2 protein-coding genes are annotated in these 2,028 nt (G+C 70.6%); both read right to left on the bottom strand.

Annotation, left to right across the window (positions count from 1 at the left end; all coding sequences use genetic code 11):
* Nucleotides 1-516, bottom strand: a 516-nt coding sequence (locus ACY5KJ_RS17775; protein ID WP_462203894.1) for a DsbA family protein, incomplete at its 3' end; no start/stop codon positions are given.
* Nucleotides 517-572: 56 nt separating this feature from the next.
* Entirely contained in the window at nucleotides 573-1,805 is a 1,233-nt protein-coding gene (locus ACY5KJ_RS17770; protein WP_462188113.1) for an AI-2E family transporter, read from the bottom strand.
* Nucleotides 1,806-2,028: the final 223 nt, after the last annotated feature.

The raw sequence follows: 2,028 nt of genomic DNA, 5'->3' as shown, positions 1-2,028 counted from the left end.
ACGTGCGGCCTCCTCCCCCTTGGGTGCCGGGGTGATCACCGGACCGAAGAAGGCGGTCTCCCCCACGGCGATGACCGGGGTGCCCACGTCCATGCCCACCCGGCCGATCCCCTCGGCATGGCTGGCCCGCACCCGCTCGTCCCATTCCGCCTTGTCCAGGTGACGGCGACGGCCAAGCGCCGTGTACAGCGGGCGCAGGATGTCCGCACCGTGCCGGTCGACGGCGGCGGCGCAGAGCCGCGCCGGCCCCCAGGCGCTGGCCAGCAGCTGCTTGTACTGCTCGGGCATGTCCCGGTCTTCGTTGAGCACCGACAGGCTCATCACGTGCCAGCGGATCCGCACCGGCCGGATCTTCTCGACCTCCAGTAGCCAGCGGGAGGTAAGCCAGGCCCACGGACAGGACGGGTCGAACCAGAGATCGGCGAAGACCGCTTCGGTCGCGTCCGCGGGCAAGGGTACGGGCGTGGGTGAGGGTACGGACGTGGCCGCGGGGGTGTCGAGAGTGTCGGCGCTCATGTGGTCTCCTCGGTCGACGGCACCGTTCGACCGGGATCAACCCGTCAGGGTGGTGGTCACTTCCCGCTCGCGGCAAGATAACCGGCGACCCTGTTCACCATGGCGACGAACGGAACGGCGGCGATGGCACCGGGGATGCCGGCCAACACGCCACCGGCCGACAGCGCGATGACAATCGCGAGCGGGTGCAACCGCACCGCCCGTCGCATGACCAGCGGCTGCAACAGGTGCCCCTCGATCTGCTGCACGGCCAACACGACGCCCAGAATGATCAACGCATCCGGCACGCCGTTCGAGACCAGGGTCACCAGTACCGCTGCGGCGCCGGCCACCGCCGCCCCGACAATCGGGACAAACCCGCCGAAGAACGTCAGCAGGGCCAGCGGCGCGACGAGCGGGACACCCACGCCGACCAGGCCGATGGTGATACCGATCGCGTCGACCGCCGCGACGAAGACCGTCCCACGGATGTAGCCGGTCAGCGTGTTCCACGCCTCCCGACCGGCGCCGCGCACCCGATCCTCCGCTCCGTCCGGGAAGCGGGTGACGATCCAGTCCCAGATACGATCCCCGTCGTACAGGAAGAAGAAGGTCGAGAACAGGGTGACGAGCAGGCCGGCGAGCACCTCGGCGGCCACCGAGGCGCCGGAGATTACCCCGGAGACCAGGCGCCCCCGGTTGTCCGCCAGGCTCTGGCGGATGTCGTCGACCAGATTGTCGATCTGGCTCTGCGACAGGTGGAGCGGACCGTTTCTCAGGTAGCCGCGGATCTGCTCGACGCCCTCGCTGACCTGATCGCTGACCGCGGGGATCTCGTTCGCGGCGTTGAAGCCCACCGCCACCCCGACACCCACGAACACCGCGAAGAACACGAACAGCGCGGTGAGGGCGGCACCCAGCCGGTTCATGCCGAGCCGCTGCAGCCGGTGCGCGAGCGGATGGATGAGAGCGGCGATGAGCAGCCCAGCAATGAGCGGAATCACCACGATCCGGACCCGCCCCACGACCATCAGCAGGATGTAGATGGCCGCGCCCGTGACGATCAGACGCCACGACCAGCCCGCCGAGACCCGCAGCGCGACCGGGATGTGATAGTCGGCCCGCCGAGCCGGGGGCTCCCTCCCGCCGGCGGGCTGCGGCCCGCCCGATGGCTCGGGCGTCGCCGCCTCAGGCATCGGCACCTCGGATGCCGCCGCGGTGGGCGACCCACCGCCGGCCGGAACGGCTGAGGCCCGGCGAGCCCGATGAAGGCGCCCGGGGACGCGACCGAGCCCCGCCACCCGTCTCACCGGCGGCTCCCTTCCTGCCTTCTTCCCGCCATCCCGCGACCGCGCGGACGTCCCGATCCTCCCGCAAGCGTCCCGCAAGCTGGTCACGCGGAAGATGTCGCCATCGTGCCGCATCGGCGACCAGCGAGAGCGGGTACCCCGCGTCAATCACCACAATCCACCATCTCCGGCACCGGCACCACGGCCGACGGCCCGGCCACCACGCCCCCCCGACCACCATGTC

It is taken from the genome of Frankia sp. CcWB3 (assembly GCF_977927595.1).
Note: the sequence above shows the minus strand (reverse complement) of the source record. Positions and strands in the feature narration are given on the sequence as shown.